25 protein-coding genes (1 of these 25 cut by a window edge) are annotated in these 25,247 nt (G+C 64.5%); 20 read left to right on the top strand and 5 right to left on the bottom strand.

Going from position 1 to position 25,247, the window contains the following annotated elements; genetic code table 11:
* Positions 1-239 precede the first annotated feature (239 nt).
* The 5 genes from argJ (at position 240) to FJ951_RS05290 (ending at position 3,443) form a co-directional block, all read left to right on the top strand.
* Positions 240-1,481 (top strand): bifunctional glutamate N-acetyltransferase/amino-acid acetyltransferase ArgJ, encoded by a 1,242-nt coding sequence (argJ, locus tag FJ951_RS05310; RefSeq protein WP_140500913.1) that lies wholly within the window; start codon positions 240-242, stop codon positions 1,479-1,481.
* 29 nt (positions 1,482-1,510) lie between these two features.
* The gene (locus tag FJ951_RS05305; protein WP_140500961.1) at positions 1,511-2,263 is read left to right on the top strand and encodes a GNAT family N-acetyltransferase; all 753 of its coding nucleotides are present in this window, start codon (positions 1,511-1,513) and stop codon (positions 2,261-2,263) included.
* An 8-nt stretch (positions 2,264-2,271) separates the two neighbouring features.
* Positions 2,272-2,694: a (deoxy)nucleoside triphosphate pyrophosphohydrolase gene (locus tag FJ951_RS05300; protein ID WP_140513846.1), complete on the top strand. Its 423-nt coding sequence runs from the start codon at positions 2,272-2,274 to the stop codon at positions 2,692-2,694.
* Between the two features lie 145 nt (positions 2,695-2,839).
* Positions 2,840-3,154: a hypothetical protein gene (locus FJ951_RS05295; RefSeq protein WP_140500915.1), complete on the top strand. Its 315-nt coding sequence runs from the start codon at positions 2,840-2,842 to the stop codon at positions 3,152-3,154.
* A gap of 109 nt (positions 3,155-3,263) precedes the next feature.
* Positions 3,264-3,443 carry a Flp family type IVb pilin gene (locus FJ951_RS05290; RefSeq protein WP_140500916.1) on the top strand — a complete coding sequence of 60 codons (180 nt, stop codon included), beginning with the start codon at positions 3,264-3,266 and terminating at the stop codon, positions 3,441-3,443.
* A gap of 27 nt (positions 3,444-3,470) precedes the next feature.
* Here the strand turns inward: FJ951_RS05290 and FJ951_RS05285 are convergent, their stop codons facing one another.
* Positions 3,471-4,343 (bottom strand): methyltransferase domain-containing protein, encoded by an 873-nt coding sequence (locus tag FJ951_RS05285; protein ID WP_140513845.1) that lies wholly within the window; start codon positions 4,341-4,343, stop codon positions 3,471-3,473.
* Positions 4,344-4,409: 66 nt separating this feature from the next.
* Between FJ951_RS05285 and FJ951_RS05280 the strand changes: the two genes are divergently transcribed.
* From FJ951_RS05280 to FJ951_RS05265, 4 genes are read left to right on the top strand one after another with little or no spacing between them, the layout of a single operon-like run.
* Positions 4,410-5,210, top strand: coding sequence for a ComF family protein (locus FJ951_RS05280; protein WP_140513940.1), 801 nt, complete (start codon positions 4,410-4,412; stop codon positions 5,208-5,210).
* 27 nt (positions 5,211-5,237) lie between these two features.
* On the top strand, positions 5,238-5,507 hold the full coding sequence (gene grxC, locus FJ951_RS05275; protein ID WP_140513844.1) for a glutaredoxin 3: 270 nt from the start codon (positions 5,238-5,240) through the stop codon (positions 5,505-5,507).
* A 10-nt stretch (positions 5,508-5,517) separates the two neighbouring features.
* On the top strand, positions 5,518-6,378 hold the full coding sequence (locus tag FJ951_RS05270) for a carbon-nitrogen hydrolase family protein (RefSeq protein ID WP_140513843.1): 861 nt from the start codon (positions 5,518-5,520) through the stop codon (positions 6,376-6,378).
* Positions 6,375-6,800 carry a DUF1178 family protein gene (locus FJ951_RS05265; protein WP_140513842.1) on the top strand — a complete coding sequence of 142 codons (426 nt, stop codon included), beginning with the start codon at positions 6,375-6,377 and terminating at the stop codon, positions 6,798-6,800. Before FJ951_RS05270 ends, FJ951_RS05265 begins: the two co-directional genes overlap by 4 nt.
* Before the next feature lie 4 nt (positions 6,801-6,804).
* Here FJ951_RS05265 and FJ951_RS05260 read toward each other — a convergent pair whose 3' ends face one another.
* Complete coding sequence (locus FJ951_RS05260) at positions 6,805-7,290, bottom strand: MarR family transcriptional regulator (protein WP_140500921.1); 486 nt, start codon at positions 7,288-7,290, stop codon at positions 6,805-6,807.
* 98 nt (positions 7,291-7,388) lie between these two features.
* On the opposite strand from FJ951_RS05260, the gene FJ951_RS05255 reads away from it, so the two are divergent.
* Positions 7,389-8,303, top strand: coding sequence for a DMT family transporter (locus FJ951_RS05255; RefSeq protein WP_140513841.1), 915 nt, complete (start codon positions 7,389-7,391; stop codon positions 8,301-8,303).
* 6 nt (positions 8,304-8,309) lie between these two features.
* Here FJ951_RS05255 and ubiG read toward each other — a convergent pair whose 3' ends face one another.
* Positions 8,310-9,059: a bifunctional 2-polyprenyl-6-hydroxyphenol methylase/3-demethylubiquinol 3-O-methyltransferase UbiG gene (gene ubiG / locus FJ951_RS05250; protein WP_140513840.1), complete on the bottom strand. Its 750-nt coding sequence runs from the start codon at positions 9,057-9,059 to the stop codon at positions 8,310-8,312.
* A gap of 217 nt (positions 9,060-9,276) precedes the next feature.
* Here ubiG and FJ951_RS05245 point away from each other — a divergent pair, with 217 nt between their 5' ends.
* The 9 genes from FJ951_RS05245 (at position 9,277) to FJ951_RS05205 (ending at position 21,851) form a co-directional block, all read left to right on the top strand.
* Positions 9,277-9,843 carry a putative glycolipid-binding domain-containing protein gene (locus FJ951_RS05245; protein WP_246671084.1) on the top strand — a complete coding sequence of 189 codons (567 nt, stop codon included), beginning with the start codon at positions 9,277-9,279 and terminating at the stop codon, positions 9,841-9,843.
* 208 nt (positions 9,844-10,051) lie between these two features.
* Positions 10,052-11,305 carry an aspartate kinase gene (locus FJ951_RS05240; protein ID WP_140513838.1) on the top strand — a complete coding sequence of 418 codons (1,254 nt, stop codon included), beginning with the start codon at positions 10,052-10,054 and terminating at the stop codon, positions 11,303-11,305.
* An 80-nt stretch (positions 11,306-11,385) separates the two neighbouring features.
* On the top strand, positions 11,386-13,656 hold the full coding sequence (gene ptsP / locus FJ951_RS05235) for a phosphoenolpyruvate--protein phosphotransferase (protein WP_140513837.1): 2,271 nt from the start codon (positions 11,386-11,388) through the stop codon (positions 13,654-13,656).
* Between the two features lie 10 nt (positions 13,657-13,666).
* The gene (gene prfA / locus FJ951_RS05230) at positions 13,667-14,746 is read left to right on the top strand and encodes a peptide chain release factor 1 (RefSeq protein ID WP_140513836.1); all 1,080 of its coding nucleotides are present in this window, start codon (positions 13,667-13,669) and stop codon (positions 14,744-14,746) included.
* Positions 14,739-15,611 carry a peptide chain release factor N(5)-glutamine methyltransferase gene (prmC, locus tag FJ951_RS05225; protein WP_140513835.1) on the top strand — a complete coding sequence of 291 codons (873 nt, stop codon included), beginning with the start codon at positions 14,739-14,741 and terminating at the stop codon, positions 15,609-15,611. Before prfA ends, prmC begins: the two co-directional genes overlap by 8 nt.
* A gap of 304 nt (positions 15,612-15,915) precedes the next feature.
* Complete coding sequence (locus FJ951_RS05220) at positions 15,916-16,857, top strand: DUF4167 domain-containing protein (protein ID WP_140500936.1); 942 nt, start codon at positions 15,916-15,918, stop codon at positions 16,855-16,857.
* A 219-nt stretch (positions 16,858-17,076) separates the two neighbouring features.
* The gene (clpB, locus tag FJ951_RS05215) at positions 17,077-19,683 is read left to right on the top strand and encodes an ATP-dependent chaperone ClpB (protein ID WP_140500939.1); all 2,607 of its coding nucleotides are present in this window, start codon (positions 17,077-17,079) and stop codon (positions 19,681-19,683) included.
* A gap of 61 nt (positions 19,684-19,744) precedes the next feature.
* The gene (locus FJ951_RS05210) at positions 19,745-20,104 is read left to right on the top strand and encodes an MmcQ/YjbR family DNA-binding protein (protein WP_140513834.1); all 360 of its coding nucleotides are present in this window, start codon (positions 19,745-19,747) and stop codon (positions 20,102-20,104) included.
* Positions 20,105-20,360: 256 nt separating this feature from the next.
* A complete protein-coding gene (locus FJ951_RS05205) occupies positions 20,361-21,851 on the top strand; it encodes a L,D-transpeptidase family protein (protein ID WP_140513833.1) in 1,491 nt (496 codons plus the stop codon).
* A 113-nt stretch (positions 21,852-21,964) separates the two neighbouring features.
* Here FJ951_RS05205 and FJ951_RS05200 read toward each other — a convergent pair whose 3' ends face one another.
* Positions 21,965-22,597 (bottom strand): TMEM175 family protein, encoded by a 633-nt coding sequence (locus FJ951_RS05200; protein WP_140513832.1) that lies wholly within the window; start codon positions 22,595-22,597, stop codon positions 21,965-21,967.
* Positions 22,598-22,780: 183 nt separating this feature from the next.
* Between FJ951_RS05200 and FJ951_RS05195 the strand changes: the two genes are divergently transcribed.
* The gene (locus FJ951_RS05195) at positions 22,781-24,334 is read left to right on the top strand and encodes an MFS transporter (RefSeq protein WP_140513831.1); all 1,554 of its coding nucleotides are present in this window, start codon (positions 22,781-22,783) and stop codon (positions 24,332-24,334) included.
* 17 nt (positions 24,335-24,351) lie between these two features.
* On the opposite strand, the gene FJ951_RS05190 is transcribed toward FJ951_RS05195, so the two are convergent.
* Positions 24,352-25,247 carry the 3' portion of a M23 family metallopeptidase gene (locus tag FJ951_RS05190; protein WP_181172198.1) on the bottom strand. It continues 1,075 nt past the right edge of the window, so 896 of the gene's 1,971 nt are visible here — the last part of the coding sequence; the start codon falls outside the window, past its right edge; its stop codon occupies positions 24,352-24,354.

Below are 25,247 nucleotides of genomic sequence, written 5' to 3'. Positions count from 1 at the left end.
CTGCCCGCGCTCCCGCGCCGAGTCGCAACGGCTCCCAGAAATACCAGGGCCAGGGTCAGAAGCTGCCCTCGGGAGAGATCGCAACCTGGGCAGGGCGGTGCCAGCGAACTGCAACGGAGCCGGCTGCGAACCGGTCAAGGCCAATTCCGGTTCTCACGCCGCCACCAAAACGCCTTGCGCGGGCGCGCCGTATCGGGCAAACCGGCGTTTCTCCGCCGATTTTTCCCGTCCGAGGTTCCATGTCCACGACGATTTCGCCGCTCGCGCCGAAGAAATACCCCAAGATGCCTGAGATCGAGGGGGTGCGCATCGCCACCGCCGAAGCGGGGATAAAATACAAGAACCGCACCGATCTCCTGGCCATGGTCTTCGAGCCCGGCACGGCGGTCGCCGGCGTGTTCACAAAGTCGAAATGCCCCTCGGCGCCAGTCGATTTCTGCCGGCAGAACCTTGCCGCGGGCAAGGCCCGGGTGCTCGTCGTCAATTCCGGCAACGCCAATGCCTTCACCGGCAAGAAGGGCCGGGACTCCACCGCGCTGACGGGCGAAGCGGCAGCCAAGGCTGCCGGCTGCACGCCAGGCGAGGTGTTCCTGGCCTCGACCGGTGTCATCGGCGAGCCGCTTGACACAACCAAGTTCAGCCATCTGCTGGCTGGTCTGGTCAGCAACGGCAAGCCCGACCTGTGGACCGAGGCGGCCAAGGCCATCATGACCACGGACACTTATCCGAAGGTGGCGACGCAGACCGTTAAGCTCGGCGAGACCGATGTCACCATCAACGGCATTTCCAAGGGCGCCGGCATGATCGCACCCGACATGGCCACGATGCTGTCCTTTGTCGCCACCGATGCGCCGATCGCCGCCCCCGTGCTGCAGGATCTGCTGTCGCGCGGCACGGCCAAGACCTTCAACGCGGTGACCGTCGACAGCGACACCTCCACAAGCGACACGCTGCTGCTCTTCGCCACCGGAAAGGCCGCCAAACGCGGCGCGCCGGAGATAACCGACCCCAAGGATGCCCGTCTGGGGGCCTTCCGCCGTGCGCTCGGCAAAGTGCTGAAGTCGCTGGCGCTGCAAGTGGTGCGCGACGGTGAGGGCGCCCGCAAGCAGGTCGAAGTCACCGTTACCGGCGCGAAATCGGCGCGCTCGGCCAAGCGCATCGCGCTCTCGATCGCCAATTCGCCGCTGGTCAAGACGGCGGTCGCCGGCGAGGACGCCAATTGGGGCCGCGTCGTCATGGCCGTCGGCAAGGCCGGCGAGCCGGCTGACCGCGACCGCCTGTCGATCTGGTTCGGCGACAACAGGCTGGCGCATGAGGGCGAGCGCGATCCGGCCTATTCGGAGGAAGCGACCTCGGCGTATATGAAGCGCGACGACATCCGCATCCGCGCCGATATCGGCATCGGCCGCGGCAAGGCGACGGTGTGGACCTGCGACCTCACCAAGGAATACGTCGCCATCAATGGCGACTACCGGAGCTGACGGACTTGGTTTCCAAACATCCGGCCAGCATGCTGGCGACAGTGCGCCGCTATGAGGCGGCCGGGTTCCGCGCCTGGCCCGCGGCGGCAGTCCATTATGACGGCACCTGGGTGGTGCGGCTGACGGCCGGGCATCCGGCCAAGCGGCTGAATTCTGTCAATCCGCTCGACCCCGGCGACACCCAGCACATTGCCGACCGCATCGGTCGCGCCAGCCGTCGTTTCGATGCCTATGGCAGGCCGCTGACCTTCCGCATGTCGCCGCTATCGGGTCCGGATCTCGCCAGCCATCTCGACCGCGAGGGTTGGAGCCGGTTCGACGAATCGCTGGTGATGCGGCTGCCGCTGGCCGATGCCCAGCTCGATGCCGCCATGGACCAGATCCCGTTGAAGGACATCAGCCGCTTCATCGGCGCATCGCTCAAGGTCAGCGGCTCGGACGCGTCGCTGCGGCCAGGCCTGTCGGAGATCATCGGCGCCATCCAGCCCGAGGCCGGGCTGTTCGCGCTCGAGGCTGGAGCGGAACCACTGGCCACGCTGATCTGCGTCCATGACGGCGATCTCGCCGGCCTGTTCGAGGTCGCCACCGACAAGTCGGCACGCAACAAGGGCCACGGCCGCAACCTGATCCTGTCGGCGCTGAAATGGGCGCGGCTGCGCGGCGCGCGGGAAGCCTGGCTGCAGGTCGAGGCCGGCAATGTGCCGGCGCTGGCGCTCTATCATTCGCTCGGCTTCGACGAGGTCTATCGCTACCACTACCGCCGGCCGCCTGTTCATGGGTGAAATCGGGCATGAATGATGTGACGATCGCCGGCAAGCGCCTGCTCCTGGTCGCCGCCTGCGCCCTGGTCGACGCCGACGGGCGCGTGCTCGTGGCGCAGCGGCCCGAGGGCAAGCAGCTTGCCGGGCTCTGGGAGTTTCCCGGCGGCAAGGTCGAGCCCGGCGAGACGCCGGAGCAATGCCTTATCCGCGAACTCTATGAGGAGATCGGGATCGAGACCGACATCCCGTGCCTGGCACCGCTCACCTTCGCCAGCCATAGCTACGACGATTTCCATCTTTTGATGCCGCTTTTCATCTGCCGCCGCTTTCGCGGCATCGCCCAGCCGAAGGAGGGGCAGGCGCTGAAATGGGTGCGGCCCAGGCAGATGCGCGACTACCCGATGCCGCCGGCCGACGCTCCGCTGATCCCGTTCCTGATCGACCTCCTGTAGGCGAACAGAACCGCTAGCGGCCTGTGGCTGAGCGGAGCTGCGGGGCGCATAAGCCAGCATTAATGGAAGATTTATCTCATCATGAAAAATTGATGCAAGGCTGCCTCGTCGCGGCCGTGCCGGCGATTTTCTGGGGAGCGACAGCATGAGCCTAGACAGGGATTGGGATTCGATCCGGCCCGACCGCAGTTTTCGCGCCGCGGATGCGGGCATGGGCGTGCTGCGCGTCACGCTGCTGTTCGGGTCGGCCGCGGTGGCGCTGGCCCTGATCGCAACGCCCTTCCTCGAGAGCCAGACGCGCTCGCAATCGGCTCGGAATTTTGCCAGCGGTCTCGACATGACTGCCACTGGTTCGATCACTCGTCGCGATACCTATACGGTGCGCCGCAGCGTGCTTCAGCCGCAGCCCGATTCGGTCTGCATCATCCGATCCGACGGCCGGACCAGCGGCGACTGCTGATCGGGTCCAAGACATTTTCAGAGGCGGCGGTTTCATCGCCTATTAAGCCTGTGCCGTTAACCTTTCTTAACAGGTCGGCGGTATGGTTCCGGCAAGAGGGATCGACGTGATGAAAACAGTGCTGCTGCGTTTCCTGAACGATGAAAAGGGCGCCACGGCCGTCGAATACGGCTTGATCGTCGCCGTACTGTCGCTGACGATCGTCGGCGGCATCAGCCAGGTCTTCAACGCGATCACCTGGCTGTTCAGCGACAATGGCAGCAGGCTTGCCAACGCTTTCGCACCCTGATCTGGCTGTCCGCGTCCGCGGACACTGTCATTGCCCCTTGGGCTGCTCCAACACAGTCTTCAGCGAGATCTTGGCCGAACCCGGCTTGAGCGGCTTTTGCTGCGATGCATCGGGCGCCCAGCCGGACATCCAGACCATCGAAAAGCTTGCGCGGATGCGGCCGTCGGGATCCGAAAACCGCTCGGCGTAGATTTGCGCGGCGCGGGCGAACAGCTGGCGTGTGCCCGGCCGCCGGCTGCGATCGGCAAGCGCGCTGGTTTCGCCCATGGCGCGCAAATCGGCCATCAGGTTGAAAAGACTGTCATAGCGCACCGTCACCGTCTCGACATCGGCGACCGGCAGAGCGAGGCCGGCGCGCTGCAGCAGCGCTCCCGCGTCGCGAACGTCGGTGAACGGAATGACGCGCGGGCTGGCGCCGCCGTGAAGCTCGGTCTCGGCCGCCAGCAGGCTTTCACGCAATTCGCCGAGCGTGCCGGCGCCGGCGAAGGCGCCGAGGAAAAGCCCGTCCGGACGCAGCGCACGGCGGATCTGCACCAGCATGCCGGGAATGTCGTTCATGGCCTGCAGCGACAGGAGCGACACCGCCAGGTCGAGGCTTTGCGGCTCGAAGGGCACGGTTTCCAGCGGCGCTACCATGCCGGCGGAATTGCCCAGGAAAGCCGTATCCGCCTCGACACGGACGATGTCCGCCACCTTGCCGCTCGCGGCGAGGATGTCGGCTGCGGCCGACGTCTGGCAAAACAGCACCGCTGCCTTGCTAAACCTGCGCTCCACGGCACCCAGCCGGTCGGCAAGATCGTCGGCACTGCGCCGCATCAGGAAGTCCGCGCCGCCGACCGGATGATCGAGCGCGCGCTGCTTGTGCGCCAGCCACAGTGAGGTGTCCATTATCGGCAGCAAACGGGCAGATCCTTTGTTTGTCCATTCCCCGATGGAGTTGATATAGTGGCGCACAGCACCCACCACGTGGCCGATCCCATGCCCAAGATCAAGCCTCTGGACATCAGGAACCTTGCACGGTCGGCGGCGAACTGGCCGGCGCGCATCCTGTTCCCGCCTGTCTGCGCCGGCTGCCGCAGGCATGTCTCGCAGCCCGGCGTTCTGTGCGGCGCCTGCTGGCCGAAACTGCGCCTCCTGGAGCGGCCCTGGTGCCCGGTGATGGGCACGCCGTTCACCCACCATATGGGTGAGGGCTTTCTGTCGGCCGAGGCGATCGCCGATCCGCCGCCCTTCGAGCGGGCGCGGGCGGCCGTCGCCTATTCCGGCGTCGCCCGCCAGATGGTGCAGGGGCTGAAATACCAGGATCGCACCGACCTGGCGCCGTGGATGGCGCGTTGGATGCTGCGCGCCGGCGCCGACCTCATTGCCGAGGCGGATGTGGTGGTGCCGGTCCCGCTGCACTGGCGTCGCTTCTTCAGGCGGCGGTTCAACCAGTCAGCGGAATTGGCGAGGGCGGTCTGCGAGCTCAGCGGCCTGTCTTTCGCACCCTCGGCCATGCGGCGTGTCAAGCTCACGCGCCAGCAGGTCGGGCTGGAGCGCAAGGACCGCGAGGACAACGTGCGGGCCGCCTTTCGCGTGCCTGCCGAAGCGGAAATCGAGATCGCCGGCCGCCGCGTGCTTTTGATCGACGACGTCTACACCACGGGTGCCACGGTTCGCGCCGCCAGCAAGGCGCTGAAAAAAGCAGGGGCCGGCGCCGTCGATGTGCTGACCTTCGCACGCGTGCTGCCGGGGGACTTTCGGGCCGACGAGTCCACGACTATATAAGTCGGCAACAAACAGTGGAAATTCGTCATGGTCGACGTCACCATCTATACACGCATGATGTGCGGCTACTGCACGGCCGCCAAGCGGCTGCTCGAGCGCAAGGGCGTCGCCTATACGGAGCATGACGCGTCGTTTTCGCCGGAACTGCGCCAGGAGATGATTTCCCGCGCCCATGGCCGCACGACCTTTCCGCAGATTTTCGTCGGCGACACGCATGTCGGCGGCTGCGACGACCTCCACGAGCTGGAGGCGCAAGGCCGGCTGGACAAGTTGCTCGCCAATGGTTCGACGAATTGAGGATATGACGATGGGTGTTTTCAAGGCGGCCGCGATCCAGATGCGTTCGGGCGAGAGGCCAGAGCGCAACGCAATCGACCTCGAGCGGCTGGTGCGCGAAGCAGCCGGCCAGGGGGCGAGCTACATCCAGACACCGGAAATGACCGGAGCGCTGGTGCGTGACAAGAAGGCCGCGTCTTTCACCTCAGAGGACAAGGACATCATCGTCGGGACCGCCCGCCGACTGGCCCGCGAACTTGGCGTCCACCTGCATATCGGCTCGACCGCCATCCTGCGCGCCGACGGCAAGCTCGCCAACCGGGCGCTGCTGTTCGGTCCGGACGGCGCCACGCTCGCCTCCTATGACAAGATCCATATGTTCGACGTCGATCTCGACAATGGCGAGAGCTGGCGCGAATCCGCGACCTACGAGCCCGGCACGGAGGCGGTCGTCACGACCATCGAAGGCGCCAAGCTGGGCTTTGCCGTCTGTTATGACCTGCGGTTTCCGCAACTGTTCCGCGCCGAGGCGCTAGCCGGCGCCGACCTGCTTTCCGTGCCCGCCGCCTTCACCCGCCAAACCGGCGAGGCGCATTGGCACGTGCTGCTCAGGGCCCGCGCCATCGAGAACGGCGCCTATGTCGTGGCCGCTGCGCAAGGCGGCCTTCACGAGGACGGCCGCGAAACCTATGGCCATTCGCTGATCGTCGATCCGTGGGGCCGCGTCATCGCGGAGGCGGCGCACAATGAGCCGGCGGTGATCGTCGCCGAGATCGACCCGGCGCAGTCGCTGGCGGCGCGCAAGAAGATCCCCAATCTGAAAAATGCGCGGGATTTCGCTGTCAATGCCGGTTCGTCCGAGACATCGCGTCTCAGGGGAGCGGCCTCTTGATCCGCTTCTCCCTGATCTGCGAAAACGAGCACGAGTTCGAGGGCTGGTTCCGCAGCAATGACGATTTCGACACGCAAAAGAAGCGTGGCTTCGTCGATTGCCCGAGCTGCGGCTCGCACAAGGTGGAGAAAGCCCTGATGGCGCCGGCCGTGTCGACGGCGCGCAAGCAGGAAACGATAGCGCTCGCCATGGGCGAGGCGCAGAAGCAGGCGCTGGCGCAACTGAAGGCAATGGCCGAGAAGGTTCGCGAGAATGCCGATTACGTCGGCGACAAATTCGCCGAGGAAGCGCGCAAGATCCATTTGGGCGAGACCGACCCGCGCGGCATCTATGGCGAGGCGACGCTGGAGGAGGCCAAGAGCCTGGCCGAGGACGGCGTCGAGTTCATGCCGATCCCGGTGTTTCCGGAGGATCGGAACTGAGCGGTCAGCTTACGCTGCCGATCAATTTTTCAAGCAGGCGCGAAAGCGTTTCCCGTTCGGCTTGCGTCAGGCCGGAAAGAATCTCGTGCTCGTTGGCGACGTGGGCAGCAATGGCCTCGTCGATCAAAGCGAGGCCTTTTTCAGTCAGCCGCACGACGATGCCGCGCCGGTCGTTGGGATGCGGACCACGCACGATCAACCCTGAGGTTTCGAGCCGGTCGAGCCGGTTGGTCATGGCGCCCGAGGTCACCATCGTCGCCTCGTAAAGGGCGGTCGGGGTCAGCGCGTAGGGCGCGCCCGAGCGGCGCAACGTGGCCAGCACGTCGAATTCGCCGGCCTGCAATCCATAGCGCGCAAACAACGGCGCGAGGCGCTCGCGGGCAATCAGCGAGGATGCTTCATTCAACCGCCCGATCACGCCCATCGGCGAGACGTCAAGGTCCGGCCTCTCCCTGTTCCATTGTTCGATCGCCTTTGCCGCCCTGTCCATCTATTCTGCCATGTATCTTGACGTTAAGAATCTTTTCGTTATCTTATCGGAAAATGAAGTGGCGGCCAAGTGCCGGCGACGATGACGAGGACCATCAGATGAAATTTCTCTGGGATTCGGCGCTTGGCCTGCTGGTCGTGACGGGCGCCCTGCTTGGCCTGACGCTGCCGTTCGGCAAGCTTGCGACCGCCGCCGGCGTTCCGGCCATGGTCTGGGCCTTCGTCATCTCGCTCGGTGCCGGCGGCGTGCTGTTGCTGGCTCTCCTGCTGCGTGGCGAGCGCATCAAGCTTACGGCGCGCAAGCTGCGCTATTTCTTCGTCACGGCGGCGGTGTCCTATGCCTTTCCCAACCTCTTGATGTTTTCGGCCATCCCGCATCTCGGCGCGGGATATACGGGCATCATGTTCACGCTATCGCCGGTGATCACGCTCGTGTTCTCGATCTTGCTTGGCGTTCGGCGCCCCAACCTGCTCGGCGTCATCGGCATTGCGGTCGGCTTCATCGGTGCGGTCATGGTCGCGCTTACACGCGGCGAAGCTGGCCAACCGGCCGATTATTTCTGGGTAACGATCGGATTGCTGATCCCGGTCAGCCTTGCCGCGGGCAACATCTACCGCACCGTCGACTGGCCCGAAGGAACCGGCCCGATCGAGCTTGCCGTGGGCAGCCATCTGGCGTCGGCGACCTTGCTTCTCCTCGGCATCCTGACGCTTTTCGGCTGGCAAGCGTTTGTTCCGCTGGGCGCGGTACCGCCTGTGGTCGTCGCGCAGATGGCGTCGGCTTCGGCAATGTTTGCCTTCTTCTTCCGGCTGCAGGCGGTGGGCGGCCCGGTCTATCTCAGCCAGATCGGCTATGTGGCGGCGGCCGTCGGGCTGTTCGCGGGCACGATCTTCCTCGGCGAGCACTATCAGCTGCTGACCTGGGCAGGCGCTGTCATCATCACGGCCGGCGTGTTTATCACCACCAAGGCGCAAAGCGGGACCAGCGCGAGGGCGCAGAGTCAGGCGGCGTGAGCCGGTTCAGACCGTGCCCTTTTCCGCCAGCACCATATAGTTGACGTCCATGTCTTTCGACCGCTGCCAGCGGTCGGCGAGCGGGTGGTAGACGACGCCGGTGCGGTCGATGACGGTCAGGCCGGCGCCGCCGAGCGCCTTTTCCAGCTCTTCCGGGCGCACCAGCTTGCCGAACTGATGAGTGCCGCGCGGCAGCCAGCGCAGCACATATTCGGCGCCGATGATGGCCAGCCCTAGCGCCTTCAGCGTGCGGTTGATCGTGGCCACGAACATGATGCCGCCGGGCTTGACCATCTCGCCGCATTTGGCGACGAACAGGTCGATGTCGGCGACATGCTCGACCACTTCCATATTGAGGATAACGTCGAATTTTTCGCCGGCGTCGGCCAGGTCCTCGGCCGTGGTGGCGCGGTAGTCGATCGTCACGCCGACTTCGGCGGCGTGCAATTTGGCCACTTCGATATTGGTGGCGGAAGCATCGGCGCCGACCACTTCGGCGCCAAGCCGCGCCATCGGCTCGCACAGCAGGCCGCCGCCGCAACCGATGTCGAGAAAGCGCAGGCCCTCGAATGGCCGTGCCGCGCGCGGATCGCGGCCGAAGCGCGTTGCCACCTGGTCGCGTATATAGGCAAGCCGGATGGGGTTGAACTTGTGCAGCGGCCGGAACTTGCCGTTCGGGTTCCACCATTCGGCGGCAAGGGCGGAAAAGCGCTCCACTTCTCCGGCATCGATCGTCGATCGTCGGGGCTCTGGCATCGATTGGTCTCCTCGGACGCTAGCAAGTCGGGCGTGGGGGAGGGAAAGTCAAGGCTGCATTTTCGCCTGCTGACAGTGCGAGGCCGGCACCGCCGACAAGCGCCCTGTATTGCCGGCGGCGCTCTGTCAGGACGTGTCAGCTCAGGGCATCTCGGCCGAAACAAAATCGCGGCGGTGTGCGAAAAAGGGAAGATCGTGTTGAAAAAAGGAGATGGCCGTGGCTCAGACCGCATCGATCCTTTGGCGCAGGCTCGACTTTGAAGGTCACGATTCCTGCATGCTCTCGCAGCGGCCCAGTGGGCACGGCCTGAAGGGGCAGGCCATCTTCCTGCAAGACGACAGGCCGTGTTGCATCGCCTACGAGGTGGATTGCGATGCCGGCTGGCACACGCGCTCGGCACGGGTCGAGGGCTTTCTCGGCCCGCAAGAGCTTTCCCTGGGGATCGAACGCCGCGCCGACGGCTCCTGGGCGCTGAATGGCGAGCCGCAGCCGGAGGTGGCCGGCCTGATAGACGTCGATCTCGGCTTCACGCCGGCTTCGAACCTCCTGGCGATCCGCCGGTTCGCGCTCGCCGTCGGCGAAGCGACGCCCGCGCCGGCCGCCTATCTGGCCTTTCCCGAGCTCAGAATGATGCGGCTCGAGCAGACCTATCGACGCCTCGACGCGGCCCGCTACGCCTATGCCGCGCCGGCATTCGGCTATGAGGCGGTTCTGGAGGTCTCTCCACTCGGCTTCGTGCTCGACTATCCACATTTGTGGAAAAGCATCGTGCGCCTGGGCTGACGTCCGTCGCCGTGTGAGCCTTGCCGGTTGGGCCCTGCGCAAAATGAAGTTACCGTTCAGCCCGCGCGGCGCTCTTCTTATGAGCCGTCGCTTGCGAAGCCTGGATGTTTTGGCTAAGGAGGCCGCGCATTCAGCGGCCGGCGCCAGCCGGGCGCTTTCCTCGGTTTTTCGGCGCAGAGCCGGCTTCAGTCAAAGGCATTTCGCTTCCATGGCGCGCATCGTGATGAAATTCGGCGGAACCTCCGTCGCCGACATCGCCCGCATCCGCAATGTGGCGCGTCACGTCAAACGGGAGGTCGATGCCGGCCACGAGGTGGCGGTGGTGGTCTCGGCGATGGCCGGCAAGACCAACGAACTGGTCGGCTGGACGCGCGAGGCCTCGCCGATGCACGACGCGCGCGAATATGATGCCGTGGTTGCGTCCGGCGAGCAGGTGACGGCAGGCCTCCTGGCGATCACCTTGCAGAACATGGGCGTGCACGCCCGCTCCTGGCAGGGCTGGCAGATCCCGATCAAGACCGACAACGCGCATGGCGCGGCACGCATCCTCGATATCGACGGCGCTTTCCTGATCAAGCGCTTTGGCGAGGGCCAGGTGGCCGTCATCGCAGGTTTCCAGGGCATCGGACCGGACAACCGCATCGCAACGCTTGGTCGTGGCGGCTCCGACACCAGCGCGGTGGCGATCGCGGCCGCCGTCAAAGCCGACCGCTGCGACATCTATACCGACGTCGACGGCGTCTACACCACCGATCCGCGCATCGAGCCCAAGGCGCGGCGGCTGGCCAAGATATCGTTCGAGGAAATGCTTGAAATGGCCTCGCTCGGCGCCAAGGTTCTGCAGGTGCGATCGGTCGAGCTTGCCATGGTGCACAGGGTGCGTACCTTCGTGCGGTCGTCCTTCGACGATCCCGACGCGCCCGGAATGGGGGATTTGCTCAATCCGCCCGGAACGCTTATTTGCGACGAGGAAGAGATCGTGGAACAGCAGGTCGTCACCGGAATTGCCTATGCCAAGGACGAGGCGCAGATTTCGCTGCGCCGTGTCGGCGACCGACCGGGCGTCGCCGCCGGCATCTTCGGGCCGCTGGCCGAGGCCAACATCAACGTAGACATGATCGTCCAGAACATTTCCGAGGACGGCAAGCTTACCGACATGACCTTCACGGTGCCCTCCGGAGACGTCGACAAGGCGCTGGCCGTGCTCGACCGGCTGAAGGCCGATGTCGGCTATGACGTCGTGCAGTCGGAAGCTGGCATGTCGAAGGTCTCGGTCATCGGCATCGGCATGAGAAGCCATGCCGGCGTTGCCGCCACCGCCTTCAAGGCGCTGGCCGACAAGGCGATCAACATCCGCGCCATCACCACCTCCGAGATCAAGATTTCGATACTGATCGACGGTCCGTACACGGAACTCGCGGTTCGCACTTTGCATTCCGTCTACGGTCTGGATAAGCAGTAGCAGACTGAATCAGTTGTAGCGTGCGTGCCGGCGGCGGCCGAAACTGCGCCGGCAGGAAGCCTATTGGAGAAGAAGCCGCGATGCGTGACCCGGCCAGTGGCCCGCGCGTTCTGCTGAAACGGCTCCGCGAGCTCATGCAGGAGCCGCTGGAGCCGCAGGAGCGGCTCGACCGCATCGTGCGCGACATCGCCTCCAACATGGTCGCCGAAGTGTGCTCGCTCTATGTGCTGCGCGCCGATTCCGTGCTCGAACTCTACGCCACCGAAGGCCTGAACCCCAACGCGGTGCACCTGGCGCAGCTCAGGCTGGGGCAAGGCCTGGTCGGCACGATCGCCGCCAGCGCGCGGCCGCTCAATCTATCCAATGCGCAGGAACATCCGGCTTTCGCCTACCTGCCGGAAACCGGGGAAGAGATCTACAATTCCTTCCTCGGCGTGCCGGTGCTCAGGGCAGGGCGCACGCTGGGCGTGCTGGTGGTGCAGAACAAGACCATGCGCCACTATCGCGACGACGAGGTCGAGGCGCTGGAAACCACCGCCATGGTTATCGCCGAGATGATCGCCACCGGCGATCTGGCGCGGCTGACGCGGCCCGGCCTCGAGCTCGACCTGCGCCGCCCGGTCAGCTTCACCGGCCTGTCGTTCAACGAGGGCGTCGGGCTCGGTCATGTCGTGCTGCACGAACCGCGCATCGTCGTCACCAACCTGTTCAACGAGGACAGCGAAGAGGAAGTCCGCCGGCTCGAGGCATCGCTCGGCTCGCTCAGGCTTTCCATCGACGACATGCTCGAGCGCCGCGACGTCGCCTTCGAGGGCGAGCATCGCCAGGTGCTGGAAGCCTACCGCATGTTCGCCAACGACCGCGGCTGGGTCCGGCGGCTGGAAGAGGCGATCCGCAACGGCCTGACGGCGGAAGCTGCGGTCGAAAAGGTGCAGAGCGACATGCGCGCGCGCATGCTGCACATGACCGATCCTTATCTGCGCGAGCGGATGAGCGATTTCGACGACCTCGCCAACCGGCTTCTGCGCCAGCTGATGGGACGCGGGCCTGACGATGTCGCGGCCTCGCTGCCGAAGGATGCCATCATTGTCGCCCGCTCGATGGGCGCCGCCGAACTGCTCGACTACCCCCGGGACAAATTGCGCGGACTGGTGCTCGAGGATGGCGCCGCCACCAGCCACGTCGTCATCGTCGCGCGCGCCATGGGCATTCCCGTCGCCGGGCAGATGAAGGGCGCCGTTTCCATGGCGGAAAACGGCGATGCCATCATCGTCGACGGTGAGGAAGGCGCGATTCATCTTCGTCCGCAGTCGGATCTCGAAGCCGCCTATGCCGAAAAGGTGCGGTTCCGGGCGCGCCGGCAGGAAGTCTACCGCGAACTGCGCAAGAAGCCGTCGGTGACCAAGGATGGCATTGCGGTCGACCTTTTGATGAATGCCGGGCTTGCCGTCGACCTGCCGCAACTGGCCGAGTCGGGTGCCGCCGGGATCGGCCTGTTCCGCACCGAATTGCAGTTCATGGTCGCCTCGACCTTTCCCCGTGCCGAGGCGCAGGAGCGGCTCTACCGCGACGTGCTCGATGCCGCGCGCGGCAAGCCGGTGACCTTCCGCACCATCGACATCGGCGGCGACAAGGTGCTGCCCTATTTCAAAGGCGCCATCCAGGAAGAGAACCCGGCGCTCGGCTGGCGGGCGATCCGCCTGACGCTGGACCGTCCGGGATTGCTGCGCACCCAGATCCGCGCCCTGCTGAAAGCCTGCGGCGGGCGGGAGCTCAAGCTGATGCTGCCGATGGTCACCGAGCTCGGCGAGATCGCCCAGGCGCGCGAAATCATCGACCGCGAGGTGCGGCATCTGTCGCGCTTTGCCCATCATTTGCCGACCAGCCTCAAGCTCGGGGCAATGTTGGAGGTGCCGTCCCTCCTGTTCCAGCTTGACGAGTTGATGAAGGCGGTCGACTTCGTCTCGGTCGGCTCGAACGACCTGTTCCAGTTCGTGATGGCGGTCGACCGCGGCAACACGCAGCTTTCCGATCGCTTCGACACGTTGTCGACGCCGTTCCTGCGGGTGCTCAAGACCATCGCCGATGCCGGTGCCCGCAACCACACGCCCGTCACACTCTGCGGCGAACTCGCCGGCAAACCGATCTCGGCAATGGCGCTGGTCGGCCTCGGTTTCCGTTCTATCTCGATGTCGCCCGCTTCGATCGGTCCGGTCAAGGCGATGCTGACCGAATTGCCGCTGGAGGCGTTGAAAGCGTTCTTTGACGACAATCTGATGGCGCCGGTCCAGGGGCTGCCGATGCGGGCGCTGCTGCAGGCCTTTGCCGACGACCGCTCAATTCCGTTATAGCACCTTTACAATGATCTCCCTTCCCCGCGACCGCATGGATCAAGTCGTCAAGCGTTTCGAGATGCTCGAAGCGCAGATGTCGGCCGGCCCGGCGCCGGATGCCTATGTGAAGATGGCATCGGAATATGCCGAGCTCCAGGAGATGGTGGCCAAAGTCAGAGCCTTGCGTGCGGCCGAGCAGGAGCAGGCCGATCTCGAGGCGATGCTCGCCGACAAGGGCACCGATGCCGAGATGCGAGCGCTCGCCGAGGCCGACCTGCCAGGCGTCGATGAGCGCATTGAGGCGTTGCAGAAGGACATCCACATCCTGCTCTTGCCCAGGGATGCGGCCGATGACAAGAACGCCATCCTGGAAATCCGCGCCGGCACCGGCGGCGACGAGGCAGCATTGTTCGCCGGCGACCTGTTTCGCATGTATGAGCGCTATGCCGCTTCGCGTGGCTGGCGGTTCGAGACGGTATCGGCCAGCGAGGGCGATGCCGGCGGCTATAAGGAAATCATCGCCACGGTTTCCGGCAAGGGGGTTTTCGCGCATCTGAAATTCGAGTCCGGCGTCCACCGGGTGCAGCGCGTGCCCGCGACCGAGGCCAGCGGACGCATTCACACCTCGGCGGCCACGGTGGCCGTGCTGCCGGAGGCGGAGGAAGTCGACATCGACATCCGGGCCGAAGACATCCGCATCGACACGATGCGCGCGTCGGGCTCGGGCGGCCAGCACGTCAACACCACCGATTCGGCGGTGCGCATCACCCATTTGCCGACCGGCATCATGGTGGTGCAGGCGGAGAAATCGCAGCACCAGAACCGGGCCAAGGCCATGCAGATCCTGCGGGCCCGGCTCTACGACCTGGAACGCAGCAAGGCCGACGAGGAGCGCTCGGAATCGCGCAAGTCTCAGGTCGGCTCCGGCGACCGCTCAGAGCGCATCCGCACCTACAATTTTCCGCAAGGCCGCGTCACCGATCATCGCATCAACCTGACGCTCTACAAGCTCGACCGGGTGATGATGGGCGAACTCGACGAAGTCATCGACGCGCTGATCGCCGACCACCAGTCGAAGCTGCTCGCCGATATCGGCCTCGATGGCTGATCCTTTGCCCCAGGCGCTGGGGCCGCTGCTGCGGGAAGCGAGAGCGCGCTTGGCGGCGGTCGATAATCCGGCGCTCGATGCAAGACTGATCGTGGAGCACTTTTCAGGTACGACTCGCACGCAGGCCATTGCCGATCCCGAACATGCGGTCGATGCCGCCGCTCTTGTCCAGATCGACCGCGCCTTGAGGCGCCGCGCGGGCGGCGAGCCCGTGCACCGCATCCTGGGCTATCGGGAGTTCTACGGGTTGCGGCTGTCGCTGTCGCCGGAAACGCTGGAGCCGCGGCCCGACACCGAAACGCTGGTCGAGGCCATACTGCCCTTTGTCAGGGCAACCGTCATGCGCGAGGGCGAGTGCCGCATCCTCGATCTGGGAACCGGCAGCGGAGCCATCGCGCTGGCGCTGCTCAGCGCCGTGCCGGCAGCGATTGCCACCGGGGTCGACTTCTCGGAAGGGGCGTTGAGGACGGCAACGCGCAATGCCGCGCAATTGGGGCTTGGCGACCGGTTCACGGCGCTGCTGTCCGACTGGTTCGAAAAAGTTTCTGGTCGATACCATGTAATTGTCGCAAACCCTCCCTATATACGATCGGAGGACATCGGAAATCTGCAGGATGAAGTCCGGGATTTCGACCCGCGCCTGGCCCTGGATGGCGGCACGGATGGGTTGGCCCCTTACAGGGTCATCGCCGCTGAGGCGGCTAAGTTTCTAGAAGCCGGAAGCAGGATTGCGGTCGAGATCGGCTACACACAGCACATCGAGGTCACCGCTATATTTCGCTCGTCCGGCTATGCGGTCGCTGGTGCGTTCGGCGACCTCGGCGGAAACGACAGGGTTCTTGTCTTTCAACGGGGAAAGCCTTGACGCAGTGCGAAAAAAACCGCTTGGCAATGCCGGGGAATGCGGCTAGGGTCGCGTTAACCGGATGAGACGAAGCAGGCAGTGCTCTTAGCGATTCGGTTTTCCTTGGAAATAGCTGCCTTCTTGCGCAAACGACGCCCAAGCTTCGTGCGGGAATCGTCCGGCAAGTGATGTAACCGGAACAGGATGGCACGTGGCGCCAACGCAATTGATGCGGGCGAACGCCGGTGAAGAAACGAAACGGCTGGCTGCATGAGCGCCACCGTTCGTGAAGAGTTTTCGAAAATTTCAATATGAAGAGAGTCGAATGAGGCCACAACAGCAGAACAGGCGCATGCGCGGTCGCAACAACAATGGCGGCGGCGGCAACAACAACAATAACAACAACCGCAAGGGGCCAAATCCCCTGACGCGCAACTACGAGAGCAACGGCCCGGACGTGAAGATCCGTGGGTCTGCTCAGCAGATCGCTGAAAAGTACGCCACCCTTGCCCGTGATGCGCAAAGCTCCGGCGACCGGGTGATGGCGGAGAACTATCTCCAGCACGCCGAGCACTATAATCGCATCATTGCCGCCGCGCAGGCGCAGATGCCGATCCAGAACGTCCAGCAGAATCGCGACGAATTCGACGATGATGGCGATGAGGATCGCGACGAGTTCGACAATGTCGGCAACGCCGGCAACAACGTTGCGGATGCGCCGGTTCCGGTGATCAACCACGGCGCGGGTCCGCAGCCGGTTATCGAAGGCATGCCGGCCGAAGTCGCGCTGAACCGGGAAAACGGCCGCGATCGTGATAATCGCGATCGTGATAATAATGGCGGGCGCAACAGTGGCGGCCGCGACAACAATGGCGGACGCCATCGCGACCGCCGCCCCAATGGCGGCTATGGCCAGAACAGCCAGCGCGGCGATTATGGTTCGTCCGCCGAGCAGGGTGCCCAGCAGCAGCGCAACGAGACGGCCGAACAGGCCGAGGCCGTCACGCCAGCCGAATCCGCCGCGCCGGTCGAGCAGGCGGCGCCGCTGTTCGAGAACCTGTCGCCGGCCGGGCTCGCAGCCCAGGCCGAACTCAATGAGACGGCCGCGGAGACTAGTCCCAGCCGTCGTCCGAGGCGTCCGCGCCGCCCGCGCGGCAATGCCGACCAGATCACCAGCGGCAACGACAATGCCGACGCTGGCGAGGTGGTCGCGGCGCCGACGGACAATGGCAACGCCGACACCGCGGTCGCCGACATCGACAACTGAGCGGCGACGCTTCCATGCATTGAACGGCGGAGAGAAATCTCCGCCGTTTTCGTTTTGCGCGGCCGTGGAATATTATGCTTTCGCAGCCATCGAGACGTCTTGAGGGTTCGCGGGTTGCGCACCATATCAGCCTCAACTGGATCCGGCTCTCACGGGCGGGTCCGTCACCGCAAACTGATCCGGTGCCGCAAAGCGGGCCGGTGACGGAAGGAGACAGGTATGAATCTCGAGAAATACTCGGAGCGCGTGCGCGGCTTCATCCAATCCGCGCAAACCATGGCGCTCTCGCGCAACCACCAGCAATTCACCCCCGAACATATCCTGAAAGTGCTCGTCGATGACGACGAGGGTCTGGCTGCGTCGCTCATCGAGCGCGCCGGCGGCAGCGTCCGCGACGTCAAGCTCGGCATCGAGACGGCACTCGAAGCGATGCCCAAGGTGGAGGGCGGCAACGGCCAGCTCTATCTGGCACAGCCGTTGGCCAAGGTGTTTTCGACGGCCGAGGAACTGGCCAAGAAGGCCGGCGACAGCTTCGTCACGGTCGAAAGGCTGTTGACGGCGCTTGCAGTCGAGAAATCGGCCAAGACATCAGACATACTGGCCAAGGCCGGCGTTACCGCGCAGGCGCTCAACCAGGTGATCAACGATGTCCGCAAGGGCCGCACCGCCGATTCGGCGAATGCCGAACAGGGCTATGACGCGCTGAAGAAATACGCGCGCGATCTCACCGCCGATGCCCGCGCCGGCAAGCTCGATCCGGTCATCGGCCGCGACGACGAGATCCGCCGCACCATCCAGGTGCTGTCGCGCCGCACCAAGAACAATCCGGTGCTGATCGGCGAGCCGGGCGTCGGCAAGACGGCGATTGCAGAAGGCCTGGCGCTGCGTATCGTCAATGGCGACGTGCCGGAATCGCTGAAGGACAAGCAGCTGATGGCGCTCGACATGGGCGCGCTGATCGCCGGCGCCAAATATCGCGGTGAGTTCGAGGAGCGGCTGAAGGCCGTGCTTTCCGAGGTCACTGCCGCTGCCGGCGGGATCATCCTGTTCATCGACGAGATGCACACCCTGGTCGGCGCCGGCAAGGCGGACGGCGCCATGGATGCGTCCAACCTTCTGAAGCCGGCGCTGGCGCGCGGCGAACTGCACTGCGTCGGCGCCACCACTCTCGACGAATACCGCAAGCATGTGGAGAAGGATGCCGCACTCGCCCGCCGCTTCCAGCCGGTCTTCGTCGAGGAGCCGACGGTGGAGGACACGGTCTCCATCCTGCGCGGCCTGAAGGAGAAATACGAACAGCACCACAAGGTGCGCATTTCCGATTCGGCGCTGGTCGCGGCGGCGACGCTGTCCAACCGCTACATCGCCGACCGGTTCCTGCCGGACAAGGCGATCGACCTCGTCGACGAAGCCGCTTCGAGGCTTCGCATGCAGGTCGATTCCAAGCCCGAAGCGCTGGACGAGATCGACCGCCGCATCATGCAGCTCAAGATCGAGCGCGAAGCGCTGAAGGTCGAGAAGGACGAGGCTTCGAAGGACAGGCTTGCCCGGCTCGAGAAGGACCTCGCTAGCCTTGAGGAGGAATCGACCGAGATGACCTCGAAATGGCAGGCAGAGAAGCAGAAGCTCGGGCTCGCCGCCGATCTCAAGAAGCAGCTTGACGAGGCGCGCAACGAACTGGCCATCGCCCAGCGCAAGGGTGAGTTCCAGCGCGCCGGCGAGCTTGCCTATGGCAAGATCCCGGAACTGGAAAAGAAGCTGAAGGAAGCCGAGGCCCAGGACGGCAAGGCTGGCATGGTCGAGGAAGTGGTCACGCCCGATCATGTCGCCCACATCGTCTCGCGCTGGACCGGAATTCCGGTCGACAAGATGCTGGAAGGCGAGCGCGACAAGCTGTTGCGCATGGAAGACGAGATCGGCAAGCGCGTCGTCGGCCAGGGCGAGGCGGTGCAAGCTGTTTCCAAGGCAGTGCGGCGCGCTCGCGCCGGCCTGCAGGATCCGAACCGGCCGATCGGCTCGTTCATGTTCCTCGGCCCGACCGGCGTCGGCAAGACCGAACTGACCAAGGCGCTGGCGAACTTCCTGTTCGACGACGAGAGCGCGATGGTGCGCATCGACATGTCGGAGTTCATGGAGAAGCATTCGGTTGCCCGATTGATCGGCGCGCCTCCCGGCTATGTCGGTTATGAGGAAGGCGGCGCGCTAACCGAAGCGGTGCGGCGCCGGCCCTATCAGGTCGTGCTGTTCGACGAGATCGAGAAAGCGCATCCCGACGTGTTCAACGTGCTCCTGCAGGTGCTCGACGACGGCCGGCTCACCGATGGGCAGGGCCGCACGGTCGACTTCCGCAACACGCTGATCATCATGACGTCGAACCTCGGCGCCGAATACCTGGTCAATCTCGGCGAGGACCAGGATGTCGATCAGGTTCGCGACGAGGTGATGAACGTCGTCAAGGCGTCGTTCCGGCCGGAGTTCCTCAACCGCGTCGACGAGGTGATCCTGTTCCATCGGCTGCGCCGGCAGGATATGGGCCGCATCGTCGAAATCCAGCTCAAGCGGCTGGAAAACCTGCTGGTCGACCGCAAGATCACGCTGTCGCTGGACCAGGAGGCGATCGACTGGCTGGCATCCAAGGGTTACGACCCCGCCTATGGCGCGCGGCCGTTGAAGCGGGTGATGCAGAAAGACCTGCAGGATCCGCTGGCGGAGAAGATCCTGCTCGGCGAGATCCTCGACGGCTCGACCGTCAAGGTGACCGCCGGCTCCGACCGGCTGAATTTCCGTTCGAAGCCGACGGTCGTCGCGACCGAAGCGGCAGCCTGATTGAACGCCGCGCGCCCAGGACGGGCGCGCGGCTTTTTCGCGTCTTTCGGCAGGAGCACGCATGACGCTGGACGACTATAACGGCTTCTGCGCCTCGCTGCCCGCCACATCGCATGTCGTCCAGTGGGGCGGCGCCCATGTCTGGAAGGTCGGCGCCAAGGTCTTTGCCATCGGCGGCCGGAGCGAGGGCCGCGACCCTTTCATTACCTTCAAATGTTCCGATATTGCCTATGATGTGCTGAAGGAGCAGCCGGGCTTGCGGCCCGCACCCTATCTTGCCTCGCGCGGCATGAAATGGATCCAGCGCCAGACAAGCAAGAGCATGGATGATGGCGCGCTGAAGGACTACCTGCGCGAGAGCCATCGTCTTGTCGCCCTGAAGTTGACGAAGCAGGCGCGAAGGGAACTGGGACTTGCCTGAGGCTAAAGCGCGTCACGTTCGACGGATTCAGGCGACGCGCTTTAGCTCTTGGTTCTATGCATGTCGTTCGCCCCAAACCGGGCCGCTTTTGGACGATATGCATTTAGCTGATATTCGTCGAGGCGCCGAAAAACCGCCATCTTCATGCCCGGTTCATATTGGAACCTTATGGTCGGGCGGTGGTTCGCTGGCGAAGGATTCGCTACGCGCGAAAGCCGCCTGCGACGGCAATTACGGACCGGAGAGTTTGCCCACCATGTTGCGGACGATCTTCACCCTTTCGGCACTTGCGGCCGGACTGGCGTTTTCAAGCGCGTTCGCCGCGCCGACTGAGGACGCTTCGCCGCGGGTCGTCCGCCCCGCTGACGGCGGCATCCTGCTGGCCCAGGACGGCAATCTCGACATCTATTACGACGCCAGGGGCAACCGCGTCATCGTCGATGCGGACACGGGCAAGGTCGTCGCCATCCAACCGCCGCAGACCAGGCTCGACCGACGCGCGCTGCGCCGCGAGACACGGCTGCGCGAACTCGGCCGCGTTCCCGCCGACGACGACCGCTACTATCTCGACGATCCGGAAGACATGGCACGCTTCCGCCGCAGGCAGATGGAAGACGAAGGCCGGGTCATCGCGCCGCCCGTCCAGGAATATGATCCCTATGGCGACAATTCCGTCGAGGCCTACCCGCCGGCCCCCGGCGGCGACGGCGTCTACGACGACAACTATCCGGAAGCGCCCCAGCCGGCAACGCCGCCCTCCGTCAAGCGCCAGCCGCTGAACGAGGCCTCGATAGAGCCGGTCCAGCCCACGGCTCCCGCCGCGCAGCCGGCGCCTGCAGACGAAGCGGGATTACCGCCGAAAGCAGCCGGCAAGACTGTGGTCGACCCGTCGCTTTCGCTCGGAGCACGCCAGGATGTCGCGGCTCTGCAGGTGCTGCTTGATCGCGGCGGCGCTTCGCCTGGCGTCATCGACGGGCGCTTCGGTTCGAATGTCGACAAGGCGCTGGCTGCCTACAACCAGATCACCGGCAGCAATCTGCGATCGACCGACGCCGTCGGCATCCAGGCGGCCCTTGCACAATCGGGCGGCGATGCCTTGGCCAACTACACGATCACGCCGGAGGATGCGGCCGGTCCCTATGTTGCGTCGATCCCGGAAGATTACAGCCAGAAGGCGCAGCTCGACCGCATGGGCTATACGTCGGTCACGGAAGCGCTTGCCGAGCGCTTCCACATGGACGAGAACTATCTCAAGGCGCTCAACCCGGAGGCCAATTTCAACCGTCCCGGAACGATCATCAAGGTTGCCAATTTCGGCAGACTGGTGTCGTCGCCGGTGGCTCGTATCGTCGCCGACAAGGGCAAGAAAGAGGTCTTTGCCTATGATACGGCGGGCAAGCTGGTCGCGGCCTATCCCGCCACCATCGGCTCGTCCGACACGCCGTCGCCGTCCGGCATTCATGCCGTGTCCCGTGTCGCGCTCGATCCGAACTACACTTACAACCCCAACATCAATTTCAAACAGGGCGAGAACAATAAGGTCCTGACCATTCCGCCCGGCCCGAATGGCCCTGTCGGCTCGGTGTGGATCGCGTTGGACAAGCCGACCTACGGCATCCATGGCACGCCGGATCCCTCGAAGATCGGCAAGACCGAAAGCCATGGTTGCGTGCGACTAACCAATTGGGATGCCCGCGAACTGGCCAAGCTGGTTTCGCCCGGTGTGACGGTGGAATTCGTCGACTGAGACGATGCGGCGTTCGTCGCTGGTTAGAGCGGTTCAGTGTTCGATGGACTTCCGAGCCGCTCCAGCGCTGCGCGCTTTTCCCGGGAAACCGCCACGTTTTTCCTGGAATTGCTCTACCCGATTATCCTGCGCAACCATTTCGCGCTCGGTGTCGCGGCATAAATCAGCTGCACCATGAGAATGAAGCCGACGCTGAGCAGCGGGGTGACCAGACAGAGCAGGGCGCCGACCGCCCACAGAAGCTGCGCCTTGACGATGCGCAGGTAGACCGTGCGTTTCGTTTCGACGTCGACATCATCCGCCAGAAGGCCATTTTTCTCCGCATAGCGCCAGCTGGCGATCAGGGTGACGCCGAGCATCAGCAGATTGAGCCAATAGACGGCGACCGCGGTTCTGAATTCGAGGAAGTCGGCCAGAAGATCGGTCGAGAACGGCAGCAGGGCGATAAAGGCGAGAAAGCACAAATTGAGCGTTGCCAGCCGCCTGTCGGATCTGGTGATCAACCCATGCTGCGCCTGCTGGCCGAACCAGAAGATGGTCAGCGTCAGGAAGGAAAGCGCATAGGTCAGGAAGCGCGGCGCCAACGCCAGGACGGCGTCGAGGAGATCGCCTTCGGAATGGATCGCCTCGTGCGTCGGCACACGAATCTCCAGAACGATCAGGGTCAGCGCGATGGCGAAGACGCCGTCGGTCAGCCCGACGACGCGGTGGAGCCCGGACTGGGATGGTTCGAGCGGTCGCTTCATCGGTTTTCTCCCCTGCCTGATCGGCTCCCATTCGATGCCGCGTGAAAACTTAGCATGCCGGCGCTTGTTTGCACCTGCGTGGGCCGGCACCTGCCAATGCGGCCAGGTGGCTGCGCAGCTGGTTTCAACGACCGGGACCGCTGGCTGGTTGTTGCGCGCGCGCCGCGGGTTTATGCAGGTTGCATGCATTCACCGAGCAAAGCCGCTGCCGTCCCGCCACCGACCGCCAACGGTACGTTCTGCCCGCAGTCGCAGCGGCGTTATGTGCTGATCGCCGCGATCCTGGCTTCAGCGCTTGGTTTCATCGACGGTTCGATCCTTGCCATCGCCACGCCGGCAATCCGCGTCGATCTCGGCGCCAGCCTGGCGCAAGCGCAGTGGATATCCAATGCCTATGCGCTGACGCTTTCGGCGCTCATCCTTGCCGGCGGTGCTGCGGGCGACCGCTTCGGCCTGCGCCGCGCCTTCGTCGCCGGCATCGCGCTGTTCATCGCCGCTTCATTGGCCTGCGCGCTGGCGCCCAATCCGGCGGTGCTGATCGCGTTTCGCGCAATCCAGGGCGTCGGCGCGGCGATCATGGTGCCGGGCAGCCTTGCCATCATCGCCAAGGCCTATCCGAAAAAGGAGCGCGGCCGCGCAATCGGCATCTGGGCCGCCGCTTCGGCGCTGACCACGGCACTCGGTCCGGTGCTGGGCGGTTTCGTGCTGTCGACCCTCGGCAATGGAATCTGGCGTGCGATATTTGCCATCAACCTGCCGCTTGGGCTGGTTTCGATCTACCTGCTGCTCGCCAAGATCCCGGCGGATCGGCCGACCGAAAAGCGCAGCCTCGATCTTGGCGGCGCGGCGCTGGCGACACTGGCCTTCGGGTTGCTGGCCTACGGGCTGACGGCGATGAACGCGGAGGCTGCCGGATTCATGTCGGGTTCGGCAATCGTTGCCGGCGTGGTCCTGCTTTTCGTCTTCATTTTCTACGAGCGCCGGCAGCGCGAGCCGATGATCGATCTCAATCTGTTTCGCATCGGCGCCTTCGCCGGCGCCAATCTCGCGACCTTCTTCCTCTATTTCGCGCTGTCGGCCAATCTTTTCTACCTGCCCATGCTTTTGATCGCCGGCTGGGGGCTGAGCACGGCCGAGGTCGGCTTCATCTTCCTGCCGCTGTCTGCATTGATCGCACTGCTGTCTGGGCCTGTCGGCCAGTGGTCCGACCGGATCGGACCGCGTTTTCCGATCGCCAGCGGCAGTCTGGTGGTTGCCTTCGCCTTCGCCGGGCTTGGCTTGTTGACGCATGCCGGTATCCACAATTTCTGGACCGGAACATTTCCGCTGATGGCGCTGATGGGGTTCGGCATGGCGCTGGTGGTGTCGCCGCTGTCGACCGCGATCATGACGGCGGTGGAAGACAAGGATACGGGCGCGGCCTCCGGTATCAACAATGCCGTCTCGCGCATAGGCGGCCTGATTGCGGTTGCGGCTATGGGGTCGCTTGCCGCCTGGGTCTACGCGAAGGCCCTGGATGGCAGCGCCTTGCCCGGCGTGCCGGGGTTCGGTGAACCGGCGACGACCGGACTGGCCCCGGCTGTCGACGCCGCACGGCTTGCCGCCAGCGACGCCGCATTCTCGGCTGTTTCCTTTGTAACGGCGCTGCTTTGCCTGCTTTCGGCTGTCATCGCCTGGATGACGATTTCAGGCGAATCATTGCCATGGCGCCGGCCCGCCGAAAACCCTCGCGACTGACGGGTGGATCGAAGGAACTATCCTTCGATCTTGGCGCTCGCGACCTTCAGCGAATCACTGTCTTCCTGCTTCAGCAGGTCGTCGATGCGCTCGCGTTCACGCTTGAAGGCGACAAGGTCCTCGCCCTTCAACACCTTGCCGACGGGCAGGCGGACGCGCATCGGATCGACCTTGGTGCCATTGACGATCAGCTCGTAGTGAAGATGCGGGCCGGTGGCGAGGCCGGTCTGGCCGAGATAGCCGATGGTCTGGCCTTGGCGGACGTGAACGCCCGGTTCGATGCCTTTGGCAAAAGCGCTCTGGTGATTGTAGGAGGTCTCATAGCCGTTGGCATGGCGAATGATGATCTGCTTGCCATAGCCGCCGGCCCAGCCGACCTTCTCGATGACGCCATTGCCCGCGGCGATGATCGGCGTGCCGATGGGGGCTGCCCAGTCGACGCCGGTATGCATGCGGACATAGCCGAGGATCGGGTGCCTGCGCGCGCCAAAGCCGGAGCGGAACTTTCCGGCCGGCAACGGATTGCGCAGCAGGAACTGCTGGGCGCTCGAGCCGTCCTCGTCGAAATAATCCGTGCTGCCGTCCTGCATCTGGAAGCGGTAGAAATTGCGCGTCTGCCCGCCGAAGGTCGCCGAGACGTAAAGCAGTTCGGAATTGTCCGAGGTCTGGTCGTCGCCGTCGGGCTGCGAGAACAGCACTTCGAGACGGTCGGCCGGATTGAGGCGGGACTGGAAGTCGACATCGGAAGCCAACAGCTTGATGAGCCGCTGCGTCATGGCCTTGGACATGCCGTAGGAATAGGCGGCGCGGTAGATGCCGTCATAGACGTTGGGCAGGTTGCCGCGCACCACCACTGGCGCCGACGAATCATCGAACGCCGTCAGCAACTCCGGATTGGGCTCCGGTTCCTGCG

This window comes from Mesorhizobium sp. B2-2-3 (assembly GCF_006442405.1).
Classification (GTDB): Bacteria; Pseudomonadota; Alphaproteobacteria; order Rhizobiales; family Rhizobiaceae; genus Mesorhizobium.
The sequence above is the reverse complement of the archived record's forward strand: the minus strand, read 5'-3'. Positions and strand labels throughout refer to the sequence as shown.

Coding starts and splice junctions, on each gene's coding strand:
- argJ (WP_140500913.1), top strand. CDS start 240: ATGTCCACGACGATTTCGCCGCTCGCGCCGAAGAAATACCCCAAGATG.
- FJ951_RS05305 (WP_140500961.1), top strand. CDS start 1,511: ATGCTGGCGACAGTGCGCCGCTATGAGGCGGCCGGGTTCCGCGCCTGG.
- FJ951_RS05300 (WP_140513846.1), top strand. CDS start 2,272: ATGAATGATGTGACGATCGCCGGCAAGCGCCTGCTCCTGGTCGCCGCC.
- FJ951_RS05295 (WP_140500915.1), top strand. CDS start 2,840: ATGAGCCTAGACAGGGATTGGGATTCGATCCGGCCCGACCGCAGTTTT.
- FJ951_RS05290 (WP_140500916.1), top strand. CDS start 3,264: ATGAAAACAGTGCTGCTGCGTTTCCTGAACGATGAAAAGGGCGCCACG.
- grxC (WP_140513844.1), top strand. CDS start 5,238: ATGGTCGACGTCACCATCTATACACGCATGATGTGCGGCTACTGCACG.
- FJ951_RS05270 (WP_140513843.1), top strand. CDS start 5,518: ATGGGTGTTTTCAAGGCGGCCGCGATCCAGATGCGTTCGGGCGAGAGG.
- FJ951_RS05260 (WP_140500921.1), bottom strand. CDS start 7,290: ATGGACAGGGCGGCAAAGGCGATCGAACAATGGAACAGGGAGAGGCCG.
- FJ951_RS05255 (WP_140513841.1), top strand. CDS start 7,389: ATGAAATTTCTCTGGGATTCGGCGCTTGGCCTGCTGGTCGTGACGGGC.
- ubiG (WP_140513840.1), bottom strand. CDS start 9,059: ATGCCAGAGCCCCGACGATCGACGATCGATGCCGGAGAAGTGGAGCGC.
- FJ951_RS05240 (WP_140513838.1), top strand. CDS start 10,052: ATGGCGCGCATCGTGATGAAATTCGGCGGAACCTCCGTCGCCGACATC.
- ptsP (WP_140513837.1), top strand. CDS start 11,386: ATGCGTGACCCGGCCAGTGGCCCGCGCGTTCTGCTGAAACGGCTCCGC.
- prfA (WP_140513836.1), top strand. CDS start 13,667: ATGATCTCCCTTCCCCGCGACCGCATGGATCAAGTCGTCAAGCGTTTC.
- prmC (WP_140513835.1), top strand. CDS start 14,739: ATGGCTGATCCTTTGCCCCAGGCGCTGGGGCCGCTGCTGCGGGAAGCG.
- FJ951_RS05220 (WP_140500936.1), top strand. CDS start 15,916: ATGAGGCCACAACAGCAGAACAGGCGCATGCGCGGTCGCAACAACAAT.
- clpB (WP_140500939.1), top strand. CDS start 17,077: ATGAATCTCGAGAAATACTCGGAGCGCGTGCGCGGCTTCATCCAATCC.
- FJ951_RS05210 (WP_140513834.1), top strand. CDS start 19,745: ATGACGCTGGACGACTATAACGGCTTCTGCGCCTCGCTGCCCGCCACA.
- FJ951_RS05205 (WP_140513833.1), top strand. CDS start 20,361: ATGTTGCGGACGATCTTCACCCTTTCGGCACTTGCGGCCGGACTGGCG.
- FJ951_RS05200 (WP_140513832.1), bottom strand. CDS start 22,597: ATGAAGCGACCGCTCGAACCATCCCAGTCCGGGCTCCACCGCGTCGTC.
- FJ951_RS05195 (WP_140513831.1), top strand. CDS start 22,781: ATGCATTCACCGAGCAAAGCCGCTGCCGTCCCGCCACCGACCGCCAAC.